The 21530-nt window shown below is 51.9% G+C and carries 17 protein-coding genes; 14 read left to right on the top strand and 3 right to left on the bottom strand.

Annotation, left to right across the window (positions count from 1 at the left end):
* Window positions 1–36 precede the first annotated feature (36 nt).
* The gene (locus tag SYNCC9902_RS06235) at window positions 37–747 is read left to right on the top strand and encodes a M15 family metallopeptidase (protein ID WP_011360034.1); all 711 of its coding nucleotides are present in this window, start codon (window positions 37–39) and stop codon (window positions 745–747) included.
* Here SYNCC9902_RS06235 and SYNCC9902_RS06230 read toward each other — a convergent pair.
* Complete coding sequence (locus tag SYNCC9902_RS06230; protein WP_011360033.1) at window positions 711–2453, bottom strand: NADPH-dependent assimilatory sulfite reductase hemoprotein subunit; 1743 nt, start codon at window positions 2451–2453, stop codon at window positions 711–713. The genes SYNCC9902_RS06235 and SYNCC9902_RS06230 overlap by 37 nt on opposite strands.
* A gap of 87 nt (window positions 2454–2540) precedes the next feature.
* On the opposite strand from SYNCC9902_RS06230, the gene glyS reads away from it, so the two are divergent.
* Entirely contained in the window at window positions 2541–4703 is a 2163-nt protein-coding gene (glyS, locus tag SYNCC9902_RS06225) for a glycine--tRNA ligase subunit beta (RefSeq protein ID WP_011360032.1), read from the top strand.
* A 115-nt stretch (window positions 4704–4818) separates the two neighbouring features.
* Window positions 4819–5004, top strand: a complete 186-nt coding sequence (locus SYNCC9902_RS06220; RefSeq protein WP_011360031.1) for a hypothetical protein — start codon at window positions 4819–4821, stop codon at window positions 5002–5004.
* Window positions 5005–5023: 19 nt separating this feature from the next.
* On the opposite strand, the gene chlP is transcribed toward SYNCC9902_RS06220, so the two are convergent.
* Complete coding sequence (gene chlP, locus SYNCC9902_RS06215) at window positions 5024–6382, bottom strand: geranylgeranyl reductase (protein WP_011360030.1); 1359 nt, start codon at window positions 6380–6382, stop codon at window positions 5024–5026.
* A gap of 108 nt (window positions 6383–6490) precedes the next feature.
* Here chlP and SYNCC9902_RS06210 point away from each other — a divergent pair, with 108 nt between their 5' ends.
* Genes SYNCC9902_RS06210 through ccsB form a run of 8 tightly spaced genes read left to right on the top strand, consistent with a single transcriptional unit; the run spans window position 6491 to window position 15320 of the window.
* On the top strand, window positions 6491–7243 hold the full coding sequence (locus SYNCC9902_RS06210) for a M15 family metallopeptidase (RefSeq protein ID WP_041425412.1): 753 nt from the start codon (window positions 6491–6493) through the stop codon (window positions 7241–7243).
* On the top strand, window positions 7240–9795 hold the full coding sequence (locus SYNCC9902_RS06205; RefSeq protein WP_011360028.1) for a peptidase U32 family protein: 2556 nt from the start codon (window positions 7240–7242) through the stop codon (window positions 9793–9795). Before SYNCC9902_RS06210 ends, SYNCC9902_RS06205 begins: the two co-directional genes overlap by 4 nt.
* Window positions 9796–9852: 57 nt before the next feature.
* The gene (typA, locus tag SYNCC9902_RS06200) at window positions 9853–11655 is read left to right on the top strand and encodes a translational GTPase TypA (RefSeq protein ID WP_011360027.1); all 1803 of its coding nucleotides are present in this window, start codon (window positions 9853–9855) and stop codon (window positions 11653–11655) included.
* Window positions 11655–12020, top strand: coding sequence for a DUF309 domain-containing protein (locus SYNCC9902_RS06195; RefSeq protein WP_011360026.1), 366 nt, complete (start codon window positions 11655–11657; stop codon window positions 12018–12020). The genes typA and SYNCC9902_RS06195 overlap by 1 nt, the downstream gene beginning before the upstream one ends.
* A gap of 36 nt (window positions 12021–12056) precedes the next feature.
* On the top strand, window positions 12057–12491 hold the full coding sequence (locus SYNCC9902_RS06190; RefSeq protein ID WP_369776087.1) for an LptA/OstA family protein: 435 nt from the start codon (window positions 12057–12059) through the stop codon (window positions 12489–12491).
* Window positions 12488–13216 (top strand): LPS export ABC transporter ATP-binding protein, encoded by a 729-nt coding sequence (gene lptB / locus SYNCC9902_RS06185; RefSeq protein WP_011360024.1) that lies wholly within the window; start codon window positions 12488–12490, stop codon window positions 13214–13216. The genes SYNCC9902_RS06190 and lptB overlap by 4 nt, the downstream gene beginning before the upstream one ends.
* Window positions 13213–14367, top strand: coding sequence for an LptF/LptG family permease (locus SYNCC9902_RS06180; protein ID WP_011360023.1), 1155 nt, complete (start codon window positions 13213–13215; stop codon window positions 14365–14367). The genes lptB and SYNCC9902_RS06180 overlap by 4 nt, the downstream gene beginning before the upstream one ends.
* Before the next feature lie 38 nt (window positions 14368–14405).
* A complete protein-coding gene (ccsB, locus tag SYNCC9902_RS06175) occupies window positions 14406–15320 on the top strand; it encodes a c-type cytochrome biogenesis protein CcsB (protein WP_011360022.1) in 915 nt (304 codons plus the stop codon).
* 900 nt (window positions 15321–16220) lie between these two features.
* Here the strand turns inward: ccsB and rpe are convergent.
* Complete coding sequence (rpe, locus tag SYNCC9902_RS06165; RefSeq protein ID WP_011360021.1) at window positions 16221–16886, bottom strand: ribulose-phosphate 3-epimerase; 666 nt, start codon at window positions 16884–16886, stop codon at window positions 16221–16223.
* A gap of 778 nt (window positions 16887–17664) precedes the next feature.
* On the opposite strand from rpe, the gene glpX reads away from it, so the two are divergent.
* The 3 genes from glpX (at window position 17665) to SYNCC9902_RS06150 (ending at window position 21415) form a co-directional block, all read left to right on the top strand.
* Window positions 17665–18669 (top strand): class II fructose-bisphosphatase, encoded by a 1005-nt coding sequence (glpX, locus tag SYNCC9902_RS06160; RefSeq protein WP_011360020.1) that lies wholly within the window; start codon window positions 17665–17667, stop codon window positions 18667–18669.
* A gap of 30 nt (window positions 18670–18699) precedes the next feature.
* The gene (locus SYNCC9902_RS06155; RefSeq protein ID WP_011360019.1) at window positions 18700–19998 is read left to right on the top strand and encodes a glutamyl-tRNA reductase; all 1299 of its coding nucleotides are present in this window, start codon (window positions 18700–18702) and stop codon (window positions 19996–19998) included.
* 121 nt (window positions 19999–20119) lie between these two features.
* Window positions 20120–21415: a glucose-1-phosphate adenylyltransferase gene (locus tag SYNCC9902_RS06150; RefSeq protein WP_011360018.1), complete on the top strand. Its 1296-nt coding sequence runs from the start codon at window positions 20120–20122 to the stop codon at window positions 21413–21415.
* The last annotated feature ends 115 nt before the right edge of the window (window positions 21416–21530 follow it).

Raw genomic sequence — 21530 nt, 5'->3', positions numbered from 1 at the left:
CAACCTTGGACATCCCAATCCCCAAATCTTCAGCCAATGCGTCCTTGGAGTGATCGTCCGATCCAAGATTGCTTGGAATCATTGGAATATCTACCGCCGCAATTGCTTCGGATTGAACCGCATCCCTATGCGTCTGTCGGAGCTCCCTATGGCCAAGGGAAGGACCCGTTTCGTTTGCGATCCGGTGTCGTCAGGCGCTTACTTAAGGCGCAGGATCTATTGCGTCAACGTGCCCCTGAGCTCTGTTTCGCAATCTTCGATGCATGGAGACCGATCAGCGTTCAGGCCTTCATGGTGAACTACACCATCGATCAGCTATGCCGAGAACGGGGTGTCGATCGCGAGGATCCTCGTCAAGAAGCTGACTTGCAGACTGTGGAATCTGAAGTTGGGCGCTTTTGGGCTCCACCGAGTCGAAATCCTCAGACCCCTCCCCCCCACAGCACGGGCGCTGCTGTGGATCTCACCCTTGCAACCGATGCTGGCGAGCTGCTGGCGATGGGCTCACCGATTGATGCCATTGGAGTTGTTTCAGAACCTGATTACTTCGCCAATACATCCGATCCAGCGGAGCAGCTGTTTCATCAACGGCGAGAACTTTTGCGCACGGTGATGGCGTCTGCCGGGTTTGCTCAACACCCAAATGAATGGTGGCACTATTCCTATGGAGACCAATTGTGGGCTTGGCGGAGTGGCGCCGAAGCAGCGATCTATTCGGAAGCAGGAAGCAATTCAGCAACCCCCTGATCGCCAAGTTTGTTGATGTGATCTCCAAAGCTCCGTCTCCCACCAGCTGCTTTCCAGCTCAGCAACAGTGGCTCAATGGTTTGCTCTAGATCCTTGAGTGGAAGCTTCTCCACGTAAGGGCGCGCCAGATTTTGCAAATTCGGGGTGCCGCCCAGCCAGAGCTGGTATTGATTCACCCCATTTCCCACCAAAGCAAGCTCAGCCATATATGGGCGTGCACAACCATTGGGGCAGCCAGTCATCCGCACCAGCACGGATTTTTCAATCTCCAGACGTCTGAGCTGGGCATCGAGTCGATCCAACACATCGGGAAGAATCCGCTCGGATTCGGTAATAGCTAAACCGCATGTCGGCAGTGCTGGACAGGCAATCGCATGACGGGCCAAGGGTGCCGGCGACTCGGGTACATCAAAGCCAAGCTCAGCCAAAGCCGATCGAATCCCAGCGCGTTGTGCGGTTCCGATGTTGCAGAGCAACAGATCTTGGTTTGCCGTGAGCCTGATTTCCAGTTGATATGTCTCAACGAGCTGCCGTAGCCCTTGCTTGAGCTTCCCTTCCAACCGACCGCATAGCAGAGGTAGTCCTACAAACCAGAGCCCAGCCCGCTGACGGTGCCAACCCAAATAGTCAAGGAGTTTGGGTTTGGGTTCATTGCGGAGTCCTGTGAGCTCACCCTTGAAATAATCCCGCTGCAACGTCTGGCGGAACCATTGAATTCCTTTGTCGTGCAGCAAATATTTCATCCGAGCGTGGGGTCGGATGACCCGGTCGCCATGGTCTCGCTGTAGCGCGAGGATCGACTGAACCACGTCTAAGACGTGTTCTGCTGCAACGTATCCGAGGGGATCAGCGATGCGAGCGAACGTTTCTTCCTTGTTGTGGGTGCGACCCATGCCACCGCCCACATAAACATTGCAACCTTTTAATTCTCCAGACGGATGGGTGAAGACCACCAATCCGATGTCTTGCGTGAGGAGATCGATGGAGTTGTCGCCGGGCACTGTGACGCCAACTTTGAATTTTCTTGGCAGGTAGGTGTCGCCGTAGAGAGGTTCAGCCTCACTTCCGGAGTAGACCCCGCCTTCCGATTGGCGTTGTCGCGCCTGGTTGACCGCCTTGGATGGTTTGAAGCGATAGCTGAGGTCGCCATCCACCCAAAGGTCGAGATACGACCCTTCAGCTGCTTCTGGGCTCAGCAGGTCGGCAATCTCGTCAGCTAACTGCCGGGCAGCTGGATAACCACCTTTTTCATAGGGGGCAGGGGGAGCCATCACATTTCTGTTGATGTCGCCACAGGCAGCAAGGGTGGATCCCAAGTTGCGCACGATGGTGCCGATTACCTCTTTCAGATCGGCTTTAGGAATCCCGTGCATCTGGAAGGCCTGACGGGTTGTGGCCCGAAGGGTTCCATCTCCAATTCGGTTGGAGAGCTCATCGAGGGCCAAAAACAATTGGGCAGGGATTCGACCACCAGGGCTGCGAAGCCGCAGCATCATTTGCCAACTGCGGATCTTGTCGGTTTTTCTGAGTTCTCGGTGGTGCTGCTGATAGCTGCCATGAAACTTCAGGAGCTGAACAGCGTCTTCGCTGAAGCGCACCTCATCGTTGCCTAGTTCCGTCAACAACGGCTCGCGCAGATGGTCGCTGTCGAGCTTGCGCTGTTCCGCTTTTGAGAGGCTGTTGGTTTGAGGTTCCGCCACGTCCACAGAGCCTTCTCTTGCTCAGATCAGGAGTTACTAACTGACCGTAGCGAAACGGCTTCCAATACAGTCGGCTTGGCTCATGTCCGTGTCGTGACAACAACGTTTCTTCTTGAAATCGGCACTGAAGAATTGCCGGCGGATTTTGCGCGTCAAGCGCTCGACCAACTCCGAGAACGGGTTCCGCACGACCTTGCTGAAGCACGGTTGAGCCATGGATCGATTTCGATCTTTGGAACCCCACGCCGATTGGTGGTGTCGATCCCCGACTTGGACGACCGTCAACCCGATCTCCGTGAAGAGCGAAAAGGTCCTCCGGTTGCTCAGGCTTTCAAAGATGGTGTTCCAGGCCCTGCAGCGATTGGCTTTGCCAAACGCTGCGGCATCGATGCATCACAGCTCGAGCAACGCGATACACCCAAAGGTCCGTGTGTCTTCGCCACTGTGTTGACGGCAGGGCGCGACGGTGTGTCCTTGCTTCGCGAGCTAATCCCAACGTGGATTGATGCACTGCAGGGCCGTCGCTTTATGCGATGGGGAACGGGGACCCAGCGCTTCAGTCGACCAATTCGTTGGTTGGTAGCGCTCCATGGCGACGATGTGATCAATGTGGAGATGCCTGGGGCAGACCCCGTGGTTCGAAGCGACCGCTACAGCCGCGGCCATCGTCTCTATGGCAACCAACAGTTGTGTATTGCGTCGGCGGATCAGTACGTCAAAACCCTTCAAAAGGCTGGCGTTTTGGTGGATCGCGACGAACGATCTCGTCTAATCCGAGCGTCGATTGATCAAGGGGCTGAAGCCGCAGAGGGGGAGGCCAACTGCCCGGACCGACTTTTTGAAGAACTCGTTGATCTTGTTGAAGATCCCCGGGTTTTGCAGGGGCAAATTGCGGAGCGATTTCTGCAATTACCCCCTGAGGTGATTTCCACCGTGATGCAAGCGCATCAGCGCTATGTGCCGTTGGAGATTCCAGGACTCGACCCAGACCCGTTGCGATTAACGGCCGAGGCGGTCCTGCGCCCTGAGTTTTTGTTGGTGGCGAATGGCCTTGAGCAGGCCTCGGCGTTGATTACCCGGGGGAATGAGCGGGTCTTAGGGGCCCGTCTTGCCGATGCTGAGTTTTTCCTCGAGGTTGATCGACGTCAGGCCAGTGCAACGCGTCGTGAGGCTCTAAGCCGCGTCACGTTTGCCGAGGGGCTTGGCAGTCTTCGTGATCGTTGTGATCGGATTGAGCGCCTCACAAACCAGCTCTTAACAGACCTTGCGCTGTCGGATTCGGTTGCTATGGCGTCTCGTCGTGCGGCACATCTGTGCAAGCACGATCTTGTTAGTCAGATGGTGGGTGAATTCCCTGAACTTCAGGGGTTGATGGGAGGCAAATACCTACTGGAGGAAGGCGAATCGCGCGATGTGGCGCTGGCGGTTGTGGAGCACTACTTACCCCGGGGTGCAGGGGACGAATTGCCGAGCACTGATGCTGGTGCCGTTGTGGCCCTGGCTGAGCGATTTGAGCTGTTACTCAGCATTTTCGCTAAAGGGGAACGCCCCACTGGCTCATCCGATCCCTACGCCCTACGTCGGGCGGGCAACGGTGTGCTGCTCATTCTTTGGAATCAAGGCTGGAAACTCGATCTCAATGTCTTTCTTGCCAAGGCCGTTGAAGCCTGGAGAGAGCTTTTTCCAGCTTTTGCGGTGGACACAGCCCAACTGACCAGCGATCTTTCAGCCTTGTTGCGACAGCGCATTACATCGCAACTCGAAGACGATGGTTATGCCGCCGATTTGGTTCAGGCGGTGGCTGGCGACACCGTTTCGACGACGCGTCTGTTGCACGATCCCCTGGATGTGCGGGTTCGTATTCAACTGCTGCACGGATTGAGAGATCAGGGTCGATTAACGGCAGTGCAAGCGGTGGTTCAGCGTGCTTCTCGGTTGGCTGAAAAGGGTGACCTACCTCTGGATGTGTTGTCCAGCACTGAAGTGGTGGACCCTTCGCGGTTTGAGTCGGCCAGTGAGAAGGGGCTGTTCGATGCCACCGAACGATTGAACCCCCTCGCTGAACGTGGTGCCTATCAAGAACTCTGTGACGTTCTTGTGGAATCCACACCGGCACTTGAGGCGTTCTTTGATGGTGACCAGAGTGTGATGGTGATGGCCGATGATCCGGCCCTTCGAATGAACCGACTCAATTTGCTCGGTGTGTTACGCAATCAAGCAGCTGTCTTTGCTCAATTCGAGTTGATTCAAAGCTGACGCTTTCGTTGGCAGCGGCGTTTCGGAAGGCTAACGAGGAGCTGCTGCATTTTTTTTCGACATTACCGATCAAGAGAGCGCATCAGGAACGGGCTCTCAGCAACAAGCTCCGGTCGTGATTCGTCAGGGTGGAAATGGATTGGGATCCATTGTGGCGGCATTGATCATTGCCGGTGCGGCGATTTACGCCATCAATGTGTGGTCAACCACCCAAAAAGAAACTGCCCCAGGCAAGAACCTGGAGCAGGGAATCGAACGGCTGAAGGATGCCGCGGATCAAGCGATGGACCCTCGCCAGTGAGGTTGGAGGAAAGCTGGAATTAATTCACTCCGGCTTTTTCTTTACTCTCTTGTTCTTTGGCTTGGGCTTTGATCTGTTGGGAGGCTTCCTCTGCGAGAAAATCACCATCAGAGCGACCCACTGCTGAAGGCACTGGCTTGTAAACCGGAGGAGCAAGCGCTTCTCCACGGAGCAAACTTCCCAGGGTGCGCAGCGTGAGTTTCACCTGTTGCCATGGATTCATCAGCACCACCCGCTTGTAGAGGTAGCTGTCAAAGGTGAGGCGTTGTACATCTTTGTCGTCGCACATTTCGACAAAGGCTTCCCGCGCTGCATCGTTCCGATAAAAAATGCGCTGCAAGATATCGAGAACTGCATAAGTAGCGCCGTATTTTCGATCCCAACGCTTGAGATAGGTGGATTTGATTTGCTTCTCCGTTGGGACGTTTGCACCGTTGTTGGAGATTTCAACAATCGCTTCCGCGCACATCCGGCCACTTTTGGCAGCGAAGTAGATCCCTTCTCCAGAACTTTTGGTGACGTATCCAGCGGCATCACCCACAAGAGCCATGCGTCCGACGACGCGGCGAGGCCGTGGATGCTCTGGGATTGGGTGAGCTTCAACCTTGATCACTTCACCTTTGAAGAGCCGTTTGGTGGCGCGTTCACGGATGCCCTTTTGCAAACCCTTAATCAGGCTTTGGTTTTGTTGCATCGTGCCGGTACCAACCGCCACGTGGTCGTATTTCGGGAACACCCAGGCATAGAAGTCTGGCGACACGTCTGTGCCGACGTACATCTCGGCGAGATCCTCGTAATAGGTCATCTCCTCAGGCGGAAGTTTGATCCGTTCCTGGAAAGCAATCGCCACGTTGTAATCACCGGCGTCCATCGCCTTCGCTACCCGTGAGTTGGCTCCATCGGCACCGACGATCAGATCTACATCGAGGGTTTTAGGTTCGCCTGTCGGACCGCCACCGCTGTAGTCGGCGTAATGGATGCAGTACGGCCCTTGACGATTTTTGCCGGTGTCGATTTTTTGCACCAGGCCATTGATCAACGTGGTGCCAAGGTCCGCCGCGCGGTTCCGTAAGAAGGCATCAAACACCTCCCTTCGGCACATACCGATGTAGGCATTTTCGTCGTAACCGAGGGGATCGAGCTGAATATCCACCTCTCGATTGGAGGGGGAAATCATTTTCATGTTCCTCACCTTTCGATCGATGATCGAATCAGGGAGGTTGAATTCCTCAACCATGCAAAGCGGAATGGCACCACCACAGGGTTTGGCGTTGTCCAGTTTTCGCTCGAACAACCAAGTTTCGATCCCAGCCTTCGCGAGAATTTCCGCCGCGCAAGAACCACTTGGTCCTCCGCCAATCACTGCGACTCTCAACATCTCAGCAAAACTCCGCTGGTCTGTTTTTTAAAGCTACTACCGAGAAATCAACTTGTCTTGGTAGCACGGGCTTACACCCTTACGATCGAAACAACATGCATCAGCGCTGTGGTTCGGCCATCCTCTGCGCGACGCTCTGAGCGCGATGACATTCCCGTTGCACAACGCTCTCGACCGCCCCGTCAACGCAAACAAAACAGCGGGCTTGGTCTCTTGATGGGGTGTCTTTTCGTTGGCGGTGGGAGTGTTCTGGCCGTGATGGTGGCTCCACAGTTGTTGATGGGTATGGCCCCAAGTGAACCGTTTGAAATTCGTGGATTCCGTGAACGGCCCGATGCAGATGGTCGGTTGCTTGGTCACTTCCCTTACCGCGAGGCGTTAATTGAAGAGCTGATTGTTTTTCAACCCGGCGTGGAATTGCATGTTGATACGGCAGCGGCATTGAATTCGATGATGAATGCCGCCATTTCTGATGGCATTGATCTTCGTTTGCTCAGCGGATATCGCTCTCAAGCACTTCAGGAATCAATCTTTTTCGATGTGGCATCGGAACGCAATCAAACGCCTGAAGAGCGTGCGCAGGTTTCAGCTCCCCCTGGGTATTCCGAACACAGCACTGGTTATGCGATCGATCTCGGCGATGGGGAGGCTCAAGAAACCAACTTGTCCACGCAATTCCAAAACACCCAAGCTTTCCGATGGCTTCAAGATCACGCTGCTCGTTATCACTTCGTTCTCTCGTTTCCCGATGGAAACGATCAAGGGGTGATGTATGAGCCGTGGCATTGGCGATATGAAGGCTCCGCAGACGCCCTGCGTCAATTTGAAGCTGCTCGTCGCTACTCCCGTCCTCGCCCGTGAATTCTCCTGAGCTGTTGTCTCCAGCTGGCGACTGGGCTGCTCTTAAAGCGGCTGTTGCATCCGGCGCCGACGCGGTCTACTTCGGCGTTGATGCCTTCAACGCAAGACAGCGCGCCGAAAACTTTCGTTTGGAAGAACTGCCGCAAATAATGCATTGGCTGCATCAGCGCGGTGTGCGGGGCTTCCTCACCTTCAACGTGCTGGTGTTTAGCGATGAGCTGGAGTCGGCGGCCCAGTTGCTCCTTGCCGCAGATCAAGCCGGTGTTGATGCGGTGATTGTTCAAGACGTTGGCCTTTGCCGATTAGCCCAACGGTTGGTGCCGCGATTAACCCTGCATGGTTCGACGCAGATGTCGATCACCAGTGCCGCGGGAGTGGCCCAAGCCGCTGCTTTGGGTTGTGAACGGGTTGTCTTGGCTCGTGAGCTGTCTTTGCAGGATCTTGAGCGGCTTCAAAATCAGCTCACCCAGAGGCATTTGCAAATCCCTTTGGAAGTGTTTGTGCATGGCGCGTTGTGTGTGGCCTACTCGGGCCAGTGCCTCACGAGTGAATCGTTGGGGCAACGCAGTGCCAACCGTGGTGAATGCGCCCAAGCCTGCCGCCTTCCCTATGAAATGGTCGTGGATGGCACGTCTCATTCCCTTGAAGATCAGCGTTATTTGCTGTCCCCACAGGATCTTGCCGCCTGGGAACTGCTTCCTGATTTGCAGCGCATTGGAATCGCCAGTCTCAAGATTGAGGGTCGCTTAAAAGACGCAACTTATGTCGCGGCAGTGACGGAGGCTTACCGCAACCGGCTGGATCAGCAGGAAGACGACCCTTCCGAGGTGCGAAGACAATTGGAGCTTGCCTTTTCCCGCGGTTTGTCCACCGGATGGTTGAGGGGGGTTAACCACCGTCAATTGGTGCATGGGCGTTGGAGCAAGAAGCGAGGGCCGTTGGTGGGGCAACTTTTGGGCGTTGAGCGGGGGGGATGGCTTCAAATTCGAAGTCGTGAGCGGATTCGGCCAGGCCAAGGCGTTGTTTTGGAGGTGCTGTCGTCTGATCCGTTAACTCCACCCCGTGAGATTGGAGGCCGTGTGATGGCCTGTGAGCAGATCGGTCGAGAGCGCTTGAAACTTCGTTTAGGACCGCACCGTCTTGAGACCGAAGCGCTGAGGGCTGGCGCATCGGTATGGCTAACAAGCGATCCGGCTTGGCAAGCCCAGTGGCAACGAGCCTCCCGTCGCGTTGTCGAGCCCGTATCCACCCCTTTGGTGGTTGCGGTGGTTGGTGCGGTGGATCAGCCCCTAACGATTGAGGTCCTGCAACCGAGCACCGCAGGACTCAGCGTGAAAAGCGCGATGCCTCTTCAAGTCGCAAGCCAACGGCCACTGGATCACCAGCGACTGACTGAGCAACTGGGACGGCTTGGGGGCACGGCTTGGCGGTTAGAGCGCCTTGAGCTTCATCTGGAAGGGGATCTCTTCTTGCCCGTAGCTGAACTGAATCGGATGCGTCGTCAACTGCTGGATTCGCTTGAAACTCTCGCAGAAGCTGAGGAGGCCCCAACGGCAGATCCTGCGGTGCCTTTGGACAGTGGGCTGAATGTGCATGACGTCCTCGTCCCGATGCTCAGCTCCCTGGCGGGCTCTTCCACCCCTGTTAACCCTGTGGATCTACAGGCGCCAGGTTTGGTGGTGCTCGTGCGCAGTCTTCAGCAGCTCAAGGCCCTTAAGGACTTGCCTACGTCAGTGGCTCCCATTCGATCGGTGGTTGCAGACCTTGAGCATCCGCGTGATTTGCGTGAAGCCGTTGCCATCGCACGTGGGCATTGGCCAGAAGGGATTTGGCTCGCCGGTTCCCGTGTCACACGCCCCAATGAACGGTGGACTTTGGAACCCTTAATTCGAGCCCGACCCGATGGCTTTCTGGTTCGCAATGCCGATCAACTGGAAACCTTGTGTCCACTAGCACCTTGTATCGGTGATTTCTCTTTGAACGTCGCCAATCCCCTGGCGATGTCTTGGTATCGCGAGCATTGGGGTCTGAAACGCCTGACAGCGAGTTACGACCTCAATTTGCAGCAATTGCTTGATTTGACCTCCCATGTCGATGCATCGGCGCTGGAAATCACGCTCCACCAGCACATGCCCTTGTTCCACATGGAGCACTGCTTGTTTTGCGCCTTCCTTTCCGATGGACATGACCACACAGATTGCGGTCGTCCCTGCGAGACGCACACGGTGACATTGAGGGATCGCAGCGGCGTTGAACATCCGCTTCGCGCTGATTTGGGATGCCGCAACACCCTGTTTAACGGCACGGCCCAGACAGGGGTTGAGTCTCTCCCCGTCTTAAGAAAAGCAGGTGTGACCTCTTTTCGTCTCGAGTTATTGGATGAGGATGCTGAGTCGACGCTGAGGCGTGTGCATCTTTATGCCGATGCGTTGGCGGGTCGACTCGCTTCTAAAGACGTTTGGCGCCAGGAACGGATCCACAACCAACTTGGCGTCACGCGAGGGAGCCTGTTGGTGAAGGGGCCGGAAAAGACCAGTCGCGTCTCACGTTGAGATAACCTTTCGCAGCGCCGTCGTGGCGTTCTTCACAATTCCTGACGAATATCCCGTATGAGCGCCCAGCAAAAGGCGATTCGCAATATCGCGATCATCGCCCACGTTGATCATGGCAAAACGACCTTGGTCGACGCCCTGCTGGCGCAATCCGGAATCTTCCGCGACAACGAAGCTGTTCCGACGTGCGTTTTGGACTCCAACGATTTGGAGCGTGAGCGCGGCATCACCATTCTTTCGAAGAATGCAGCTGTTACTTACAACGACACGCGGATCAACATTGTTGATACCCCTGGCCACGCTGATTTTGGTGGTGAGGTGGAGCGGGTTCTCGGCATGGTTGACGGGTGCTTGCTCATCGTTGATGCCAACGAGGGCCCGATGCCCCAAACCCGCTTTGTGCTCAAGAAAGCCCTGGAGCAGGGCTTAAGACCGATCATCTTTGTGAACAAGATTGATCGGCCCCGGGTTGATCCCGAAACCGCCGTCGACAAGGTGCTCGATCTGTTTATCGAGCTGGGTGCGGATGATGACCAGTGTGATTTCCCCTATTTATTTGGTAGCGGTCTTGGTGGTTTTGCCAAGCCAGATATGAAAACAGAGAGCGAGAATATGCGTCCTCTCTTTGATGCGATTCTCCGTCATGTCCCGCCCCCAGTTGGCGATGTAACCAAGCCACTCCAGCTTCAAATTACAACTCTCGATTATTCAGACTTTCTGGGTCGAATCATCATTGGTCGAGTTCATAATGGTGTGATTCGCAAAGGGCAAAATGCGTCCTTGATCAAGGACGACGGAAGTCTTAAAAAGGGAAGAATTAGCAAATTATTAGGCTTTGAGGGCCTTCAACGGGTTGATATTGATGAGGCCTCCGCTGGTGATCTTGTTGCGGTTGCTGGCTTTGATGATGTCAACATCGGCGAAACGATCGCCTGCCCTGATGAACCGAAGGCTTTGCCTCTGATCAAGGTGGATGAACCTACCCTTCAGATGACATTCGTCGTCAACGATTCCCCTTTTGCTGGAAAAGAAGGAAAGTTCGTTACGAGCCGTCAGATCCGAGACCGCCTGCAGCGAGAATTACTCACGAACGTTGCGCTAAGGGTTGAAGATACGGACTCTCCAGACAGCTTCGCTGTCAGCGGACGGGGAGAACTCCACCTGGGAATTTTGATTGAAACGATGCGCCGGGAGGGCTTCGAGTTTCAAGTGTCCCAACCTCAGGTGATCTTTCGCACAATCGATGGAACACCGTGCGAGCCAGTTGAAACCCTCGTCATGGATGTGCCTGAGGCTGCGGTTGGATCCTGTATCGAAAAGCTTGGAACCCGTAAGGCAGAAATGCAAAATATGGAAACAGGAACTGATGGTCGAACCCAACTGGAGTTTGTTGTTCCTTCACGGGGATTAATTGGTTTCCGTGGCGAATTTATTCGTGCCACAAGAGGTGAGGGAATTATGAGCCATTCCTTCTTTGAGTATCGGCCAATGTGTGGCGAATTTGATACTCGTAGAAATGGTGTTTTGATTGCATTTGAAGAAGGAACAGCAACGTTCTATGCATTGAAGAATGCCGAAGATCGCGGACAGTTCTTTATCACACCTGGCACAAAGGTCTACAAAGGAATGATTATTGGTGAAAATACCCGTCCGCAAGATATGGAAATCAATATTTCTAAGGCAAAGCAAGTTACGAATATCCGCTCCGCAGGTGCCGATGTCTTGGATACTCTCCAATCTCCAATTCAGATGACCCTGGAGCGTGCACTGGAATACATCGGACCCGATGAAATGCTTGAAGTCACTCCAGAGTCGATTCGTTTACGCAAATTGCCTGCCAAAAAGATGGCAAAACGTTGATGGCCGAGGAGCCTCAGGCAGATCCCCGCTTTCAGAAAGCTGTTGAACTCTTCAATGATGGTGAGTGGTACGACGCTCATGATGTCTTTGAAGAGCTTTGGCATGAAACGGCCGATCCCCATCGACGAAGCTTGCAAGGTGTGCTTCAGGTCGCTGTGGCTCAACTGCATTTGCAGCGTGACAATCGACGTGGAGCAACGATCCTTTTTGGCGAAGCTCTCGGCCGTTTAAAGCGTCCAGGAACCCCTGATTTGGGTCTTGATATTAAAAGTCTGTGTACCTCTGTTGAGCAGCGGCTTCGCTCACTTCAATGCGATGAAGATCCCGAGTTGTGCACTGTCCCTGTTTTGCGGGTTGTCGACTGAAAGAAGGTTAAAATCAGATAACTTGCTGCATGTGGCGTGATCGCTTTAGGGCCGCTCCGATTAAAAAATATTTATTCACTTAGCCTTATGGCTTTGTTATCACTTTGTTCTGTGATTGTTAATGCTCAACAATTAACTGAGACTGGACTGATTACGATTGAATCGGATCAGCAAACCGCAGACAATTCGATTGGCGTTGTAACAGCTCAAGGAAATGTTCGGCTTGTCCATGTTGATCGTGGCATTGTCGCCACAGGTCGTCAGGCTCAATATTTTATGAAAGAGGAGCGAATTGTCTTGAGTGGAGATGTCGATATAGTGCAAAAGAATGGCGACTTACTTCAAGCCGATAAGATTGTTTATTCCTTAGCCGACGAACGAGCACTGGCGACGCCATCTGAGGATCAACAGGTGTTCAGTCAATGGAGTTTTGGTGGTAATGATGATGATTCCACCCCTGTAATTCCATGAGTCTGGAGCTCCAAAATATCTCCATCTCTTTGGGTGGACGGCAGCTGGTTAAGTCCGTCAACATCGACCTCTCTCCGGGAGAGGTTGTTGGTCTGCTTGGTCCGAATGGGGCTGGTAAAACAACCACGTTCAATCTTGTTATTGGATTGCTTCGTCCCGACGTTGGTCAGGTTCTGTTGGATGGACAGGATGTCACTGAGCTATCCATGCCCGAACGCGCGAGATGCGGTATCGGTTATTTGCCACAGGAGGCGAGTGTTTTTCGACAACTCACTGTTCGTCAAAATCTTGATCTTGCCCTTGATCAAACAGACTTAACGACTAAAGATCGTCGTGATCGACGCAACCAACTCATTGATGAGTTTCACCTGAGTGAGTTCATTGATCGTCGTGGTTTCCAACTATCCGGTGGTGAACGCCGACGCTGCGAAGTCGCAAGGGCATTAGCAGTTGGCCGTGATGGTCCTCAATATCTTCTTCTAGACGAACCTTTTGCCGGTGTTGATCCTTTGGCTGTTGCTGATCTGCAGATCTTGATTCAATCGTTGCGGCAACGGGGCATGGGAATTTTGATCACGGATCACAACGTGAGGGAAACGCTGGCGATCACTGATCGAGCAACAATCCTCAATGATGGTGCAATTTTGGCGTCAGGTCGGGCTGAGCATGTCTCTAAAGATCCGTTGGTACGTCGCTATTACCTTGGCGAGGACTTTCAGTTGTGATTAGAACCTTTAGCCGTTGGATTCACAAACTATCTCTCCTGGACCGATGGTTGCTTGCTGAGATCGCTGCCCCCCTTCTGTTTGCCGTTGCTGCTTTTACGGTGTTGGGGCTCTCCATTGGAGTGATGTTTGAGCTTGCAAGACGTCTTGTTGATGGTTTGCCGATCTTGGTGGCGTTACAGCTGCTTCTGCTCAATATTCCAAGTTTTTTAGTCCTCTCACTACCGATGGCGACCTTGTTTGCAACACTGCTTGCTTACAGCAAGTTGTCATCGAACAGTGAGCTCACGGCACTTCGTAGCCTTGGTGTATCAACAATACGCTTGGTTGTTCCCGCGCTTGCTCTATCGATACTTTTAACAGGTCTTACTTTTGTTTTTAATGATGTCATTGTTCCAAGGGCCAATACCCAGGCTGAAATAACGTTGCAGCGAGGTCTTGGCCGAGCCCTTGCTACTGAAAGAGGAAAAGATATTACCTTCAATAGTTTTGGCAAAATTTACGATCCAAAAACTCAAACAAGTTCAACTGGTTTGCGTCAACTATTTTATGCAAGACGTTACGAAGGTGGAGAGATGTTGGATGTTACACTTCTCGACTTTTCACGCGCTGATTATCGCCAGATGTGGATTGCTGAGCGTGCTGTTTATAACGAATCGAAGGCTATGTGGGAATTCTTTAATGGGCAGGTTCTAACTCTGAATCCAAACGGAAGTACGACCCGGTTAGCATTCGATGAAAACTTTTATCCTCTAAGCTCCGGCCCTCTTCAAGTCGCAGAATTGCCAGATGATGCCAATGATATGACTTTATCTCAAGCAATATCGGCAGAAAAAGTTGAATCGAATGCAGGAAATATTAAAGCGGCCCGAAAGTTAAGAGTCCGCATCCAAGAAAAATTCTCATTTCCAATGGCATGCATCGTCTTTGGTTTGATTGGCAGCAGTCTTGGTGCACGGCCTGGATCTCGCACCAGTCGAAGTCAGGGATTTGGTGTCAGTATCCTTCTGATTCTTGGTTATTACGCTCTGAGCGTTAGTTTTAGTTCATTAGGCGTGAGTGGAATTCTTCCACCGTTTTTGGCCGCTTGGCTTCCGGTTCTGATCTCCCTTGGAGCTGGTGGCTTGCTTTTGCGCCAGGCCAGTCGTTAGCGCTCCGCGCCAGACTCCCTATCACCCCTTGATTTGGTTTGTTGAACGCTCCGTTTGAACTAGTAACGAGCCTTGGGTTTGCGGCTTTTGTTCTTCTGTTGATTGCCCTGCCGATTGCCTTCTGGTCGGTATCCAGCGACTCCAGGCCCGGTGTTGTTCGCTTGTTGGTTGCGGTCGCGAACCTTTTGCTCACGGCTCAACTTGTACTCCGCTGGTGGCAGTCGGGTCATTTCCCTATCAGCAACCTGTACGAATCGCTCTGTTTCCTTGCCTGGGCATGCACCCTCACTCAGTTGCTTGTTGAGCGTGCCTGGCCATCACCCATCGTTGCTGCTGCCGCTACGCCGATGGGATTGGGTTGCATCGCTTTTGCGAGCTTTGCACTGCCTGATCAATTGCAGTCGGCGGCCCCATTGGTGCCCGCTTTGCGCTCGAGTTGGTTGGTCATGCATGTCAGCGTGATCATGGTGAGCTATGCCGCACTGTTAGTGGGATCGTTGCTGTCCTTGGCCGTCTTGGTGATGGATCGAGGCGAAGCTTTGCAGCTTCGAAGTAGTTCGATTGGAAGCGGTGGATTTCGCCAAGCAGTCACAACTCCTGATTCAGGTTTCTTGGAGCTTCAATCTCTCGAGATCAGCACCAATGAGCAGCTAGATAGCTTGAGTTATCGCACAATAACGGTTGGCTTTTTAATGCTCACTGTTGGAATCATTAGTGGTGCTGTTTGGGCAAATGAAGCCTGGGGTAGTTATTGGAGTTGGGATCCAAAGGAAACTTGGGCTTTGATTTGTTGGTTGGTCTATGCCGCTTATTTGCATACCCGTTTGAGTCGCGGCTGGCAGGGTCGACGGCCTGCGCTTGTGGCAGTGGTTGGCTTGATAGTGATTGCCGTTTGCTATATCGGCGTTAATTTGCTAGGTATTGGTTTACATAGTTATGGATGGTTCTTTTAATAATTGATCGAGCAGCTTAATCCTTTTAATATGGTATTTTGGAGTTATCTATATTGTCAGTATATTTATGTTTTCTACAATTAAAATTCTCTGACTGAATGTTCTGACTGCATTAGTGGGGTGAAAAAAACCTATTCTAAATCCTTACTTGTGTGTTTCTCGATGCACTTTGTTACGAGCTGATGCCAGGTTTTGTGGGTTTCGATTTTATTGTGTCAACCTGCGCGATACTTGCGCGAGCTACTATAATTTCTAGCTGAATAATTCCCGAGCATTAAACTGTTGGCTAAGCAATGTTGAAGATAATTTGTTTTCACTATAGACTTGAACTATGCTGTGGTAATTTAAAGTGAAATGATCTACGCGAAGGAGCAAATAATTGAAGCATTGTGCAATGAATATAAAGCTCTATTTACCCAGGAAACTTTTGATCCAGCATCTGATTTGAATTATGTCGACTATCGTAATGCCATGTTGAGCAAAACTTTGCCTGAGCTGATCAAGGAAACATCAACAGATTCAGAATATTATACTCTCGATGCATTCATGGAAAAGTATGGCTAATGGTCAAAGATTTATATGCAATTTTGTGGCTCAAGCTCCGGAGCCATGCATGGAATTGATAAACAATAGATACTAAGTTTGATTCGATTCTTTTAAGTTGAGCTGAATCTTTTTCGTGTATTGGTATCCAGAAGAACGAGAAGTGGCTTTAAGTGATCGAATTGAAAAGTTTGATTGACTTGCTCGACCAAGGCTCTGTGCAGTCCTAGCCAAGTCGATTGTTGGATTTCGGCAATATCTCTTTCAAACCGTATGGGCATTCGTCGAAAGATGTGTCGTTCTGCCCTAGATCAATAGGGCAGAACGAATGTGTTCTCTTTAGGGTGAGTGCTGCGATTAACGCTTGCTCGTACGAATGCCCTCGATCGCCTTGGCGTAATCGGGTTGGTTGAATACACCGGAGCCAGAAACAATTGCATTGGCACCAGCTTCGATTACTTTCCATGCATTCGATCCTTTGATGCCGCCGTCGACTTCAATCCAAGGATCTAATCCCCGTGCATCGCACATCTTGCGTAGATCGCTGATTTTCTGCACCTGATTCTCGATAAAACTTTGTCCGCCAAAACCTGGGTTGACGCTCATGATGAGCACCAAATCACAAAGCTCCAGGCAATAGTCCAGTGTGTCGAGTGGGGTTCCAGGGTTCAGTACGGCACCGGCTTTCTTGCCAAGATCTTTGATCTGGCCCAGGTTGCGATGAAGGTGAGGACATGCCTCGACCTGAACAGAAATAATGTCTGCTCCAGCCTTGGCAAAATCCGGTACGTATTTTTCAGGCTCCACAATCATCAAGTGAACATCGAGGGGCTTCTGTGTCACAGGGCGAAGAGCCTCAACGATCAATGGACCGATGGTGATGTTGGGCACAAAGCGACCATCCATCACATCAACGTGAATCCAGTCAGCACCTGCCTTGTCGACGGCCTCCACCTCAGCACCGAGTTTCGAAAAATCGGCTGAGAGAATTGATGGAGAGACGACAAGACTTTTGGCGGACATCGCAGCGCTAACGGTTTGACCCAGCAATGTTACATCGATTACTAAGGCATGTTTCTGGCTTGCTGTCGCCGTCTTGCCCCTGCTGCGATAAGGTCTGTTTTCGATCAAACCACGATGGGTGAGGTTGGTTTGCTCGTCGTTTTGAGACGATCATTCAGCCGTGGTTCTTATGACTTTATTGTGTTTATATCCTCATTTGTTTATGCATCAGGATCAGATTCTGATTGCTGACTTCTCTTTTTGACGAAAACTATTCATGCCTTTTGCATTACCTGCATGGATATATTTTGCTCTTTGATTATGTTCTAAGCCTTAATATATAGGGATTAAAATTTAATAAGCTTGATTTGCCTGATGCTTTCGTTTGGGGAAGGTCTGCAATCTTTTGCGCTATCAAGCTGATCGGTCTATTGATTTGTGTGTGATTGTTTTTAATGTCTTTTAGGGCGATTAACCTGGCTTTGTGTGCTCTTTTTAGCTTGATTTCTTTGGTCAATATTGCAAGTCATTGTCGAATTTCTTGTGGAGATTGGAATCACCCTGGGATCTCTCCAATTCTTTTAAATCTCTCCCCGGGGGTGGCCTGCTGACTCGCTATTCGTTTCACTCGCAAGGCAAAAGTGCGTTGAGTTTTTTTTTGAGGCTTCTCCTCTCTGCTGAGACTGGGGTATCGCTGATACAGTGAGCCGCGCTTCTAAGCCGAGATCGACTGCGGCATGGGCCAACTGCCCTGTCAGCACGCCTCGCTAGCCCAATTAACCTCATTATCCGGAGTCCCGTGGATCAGTCGCTTATTCAGGAAATTCTCGAGATCGTCGAGCAGGCCGCCATTGCTTCCGCCACGCTCTCCGGCAAAGGCCTGAAAGACGAGGCTGATGCTCTTGCAGTTGATGCCATGCGTAAGCGCATGAATCAGATCAACATGCAAGGCAAGATCGTGATTGGCGAGGGTGAGCGCGACGAAGCTCCCATGCTTTACATCGGAGAAGAAGTTGGAACGGGCAACGGCCCTGGCGTTGATTTCGCAGTGGATCCCTGCGAAGGCACCAACCTTTGTGCCTACAGCCAACGTGGCTCGATGGCAGTTTTGGCTGCTTCCGACCGTGGTGGTCTGTTCAATGCACCCGACTTCTACATGAAGAAACTCGCAGCACCTCCGGCTGCGAAGGGAAAGGTTGATATCCGTAAATCAGCCACCGAAAACATCAAAATCCTTAGCGAGTGCTTAGGTCTTGCTCCTGATGAGCTCACCATCGTTGTGATGGATCGCGCCCGTCATAAGGATTTGATTGCTGAAATTCGTGCCACCGGTGCTCGGATTCAGCCGATCTCCGATGGAGACGTTCAAGCGGCGATTGCCTGTGGTTTTGCTGGTACAGGTACCCATTGCTTGATGGGTATTGGAGCCGCCCCCGAAGGTGTGATTTCCGCTGCTGCCATGCGCGCGTTGGGTGGTCACTTCCAAGGACAGCTGGTGTATGACCCTGCCATTGCTCAAACCTCTGAGTGGGCAGACATGACGAAGGAAGGCAACTTGCAGCGTCTTGCTGAAATGGGCATCACTGACCCAGATAAGGTGTACGAAGCCTCGGAGCTCGCTTGCGGCGAACATGTTGTTTTTGCTGGCAGTGGCATCACTGACGGGCTTCTCTTCAACGGCGTCAAGTTCGAAGCCGATTGCACACGCACGAGCAGCTTGGTCATCAGCAACATGAACAACACCTGCAGTTTCACCACCACCATCCACATGAAGGATGGAGCTCAAAGCATCGCTTTGAACTAATCGTCCAACACGGTTGAGAGGATCATTTCCATGCATATAGCCGTCGTCGGCCTCAGTCATCGCACGGCTCCGGTGGAAATCCGGGAAAGGCTCAGTATTCCTGAGCAGAGCATGGAAATGTCTCTCAAAACCCTTCGGGGAAACGACCAGGTGCTTGAGGCGTCAATCCTCAGCACCTGCAATCGTCTTGAGATCTATACCTTGGTTCGCCACCCTGAACTTGGTGTGGGAGCTGTCAATGAATTTTTGAGCAACCACTCTGGTTTGCAAACTGGAGAATTGTCTCCTCATTTATTCAACTTTCATCATCAAGATGCGGTTGATCATTTGCTACGAGTTGCTGCCGGTTTAGACAGTCTTGTTCTGGGAGAAGGTCAAATCCTTTCCCAGGTTAAAAAGATGATGCGGCTTGGGCAGGAACATAAATCCCTGGGCCCGATCTTGAATCGATTGCTCACACAAGCGGTTACGACTGGAAAAAAAGTTCGCAGCGAAACGAATTTAGGAACTGGTGCCGTATCCATCAGTTCGGCGGCCGTTGAACTCGCACAACTCAAGTTGGGTCAGTCTCGCGGCGTTGACGACTTGGTCAGCCTTGAAAGTGAGCAGATCGCTGTTGTGGGGGCAGGTCGGATGAGTCGACTACTTTTGCAGCACCTTCAAGCGAAGGGCGCATCAGGCGTTGTTCTTGTTAATCGAACCGTTGAAACTGCTGAGCGTCTCGCCAACGATTTCCCGGATTTATCTGTTGAGTGCAGGCCCCTAACTGACCTCAACACCTTTCTCAGCACATCCTCTCTTGTCTTCACCAGCACGGCTGCTGAAGATCCAATTATTGATGCATCGCGACTCAAGCCCCTCAATCGACGCAGTCAGCTTCGCTTAATTGATATTGGTGTGCCCCGCAACGTTGCTGCCGATGCAGCGACCGTTGATGGCGTTGAATCCCACGATGTTGATGATCTCGAAGAGGTTGTTGCACGCAACCAGGAAGCGCGGCAGGCCATCGCCCGTGAGGCTGAGCATCTGCTCCAGGATGAAGCTCAACAGTTCCTCGACTGGTGGGACAGCCTTGAGGCGGTTCCCACCATCAATCAATTGCGGTCGTCGATGGAAACGATTCGCACTGAGGAATTGCAAAAAGCACTGAGCCGTATGGGACCAGACTTTTCAGCGCGTGAGCGCAAGGTTGTTGAGGCTTTAAGCAAAGGCATCATCAACAAAATTCTCCACACCCCTGTGACCAAATTGAGGGCTTCACAAGCCCGTAGCGAGCGCCAACAGGCGCTTCGTGCCGTCGAGCGACTCTTTGATCTAGACCCTTCCTGACTCATGAACTGGGGCTGTCCAGAGTTGATTCCCAGCAATCTCGTCCGATTCGTGCTCCAGGTTGGTTTTCAGAAGGAATTCTCCGGTAAGTTCTTGCGGCAACGCCGATTTGGGTAGCGGCATGAAGAGAGTTCTGGCGATTATTCTTGGCGGCGGTGCTGGTACCCGCCTCTATCCCCTTACCAAGATGCGGGCGAAGCCTGCAGTTCCTCTGGCAGGTAAATATCGACTGATCGATATCCCCATTAGTAACTGCATCAACTCCGACATCCACAAGATGTACGTGATGACGCAGTTCAACAGCGCATCGCTGAATCGTCATTTAAGCCAAACATTTAATCTCTCTAATTCCTTCGGTGGAGGTTTTGTTGAAGTGCTTGCCGCTCAACAAACTCCCGATAGCCCTTCTTGGTTCGAGGGAACTGCCGATGCTGTTCGTAAATATCAGTGGCTTTTTCAGGAATGGGATGTTGACGAGTATTTAATCCTGTCCGGTGATCAGCTGTACCGGATGGATTACAGCTTGTTCCTTGAACATCACAGACGCACAGGTGCCAATCTCACCGTTGCCGCTCTTCCCGTTGATGCGAAGCAGGCTGAATCGTTTGGATTAATGCGCACGGATAGTGATGGAAATATTCAAGAGTTCCGTGAGAAGCCCAAAGGGGACTCCCTGCGGGAGATGGCTGTCGATACATCCCGATTTGGCTTGACTCCCGAATCTGCTCAGGAGCGTCCCTATTTGGCATCAATGGGGATTTACGTGTTCAGTCGCGACACCCTATTTGACCTGCTTGACAAGCATCCAGGCCACAAAGATTTTGGAAAAGAAATTATTCCCGAGGCGCTGAAGCGTGGGGACAAGCTTCAAAGTTATGTCTTTGATGATTACTGGGAAGATATTGGAACCATTGGTGCTTTCTATGAGGCCAATCTTGCCTTAACTCAGCAACCCACCCCACCATTTAGTTTTTACGACGAAAAGTTTCCTATTTATACCCGTCCACGCTATTTACCCCCTAGTAAGTTAGTTGATGCTCAAATCGTTAATTCTATTATTGGTGAAGGTTCTATCCTCAAATCATGCAGCATTAATCACTGTGTATTAGGGGTCCGGAGCCGTGTTGAAACCGACGTTGTGTTGCAAGACACTCTGGTGATGGGCGCTGATTTCTTTGAATCGAATGAGGAACGTGAAACTATCCGTCAGCAGGGGGGAATTCCTGTTGGTGTGGGCCCTGGCACAACTGTAAAGCGGGCAATTCTCGACAAAAACACGCGTATCGGTTCAAACGTTTCGATCATCAACAAAGATCATGTGGAGGAGGCTGATCGGTCCGACCTCGGCTTCTACATCCGTAATGGAATTGTCGTTGTTCAGAAGAACGCCACGATCCAGGATGGAACCGTGATTTGATCCCGATGTTGTGATCTGGAGCTGAAGGACATCCATCCTCCATCCCTGACACAACCCTCTGAATGTGCAGCGGACCGCCGTCTAGATGCTCACACTGGCATCAGTCGTCGACGGC

The organism is Synechococcus sp. CC9902, assembly GCF_000012505.1.
In the GTDB taxonomy this organism is placed as follows: domain Bacteria; phylum Cyanobacteriota; class Cyanobacteriia; order PCC-6307; family Cyanobiaceae; genus Parasynechococcus.
The sequence above is the reverse complement of the archived record's forward strand: the minus strand, read 5'-3'. Positions and strand labels throughout refer to the sequence as shown.